General features: G+C 57.9%; 1 pseudogene. It reads left to right on the top strand.

Annotated elements, in window-relative coordinates:
- Positions 1-151: 151 nt before the first annotated feature.
- Positions 152-267, top strand: a pseudogene (locus tag ACQ4LH_RS21680) (hypothetical protein); the annotation flags it as partial.

Genomic DNA, 267 nt, shown 5'->3' on the forward strand with positions numbered 1-267 from the left:
CGCTCAGTTCCACACTTGGGATCTGAGATGTGTATAAGAGACAGGTCAACAACTACCTGCTCGGCAACGAGCCGCCGGTGTTCGATATCCTCTACAGGAACAACGACACCACGCCCCCGCGCGCGGCCCTGCATGGCGAGTTTATCGACANGTCAACAACTACCTGCTCGGCAACGAGCCGCCGGTGTTCGATATCCTCTACTGGAACAACGACACCACGCGCCTGCGCGCGGCCCTGCATGGCGAGTTTATCGACATGTTTACCTC

Source organism: Pseudomonas peli, assembly GCF_050563605.1.
Classification (GTDB): Bacteria; Pseudomonadota; Gammaproteobacteria; order Pseudomonadales; family Pseudomonadaceae; genus Aquipseudomonas; species Aquipseudomonas peli_A.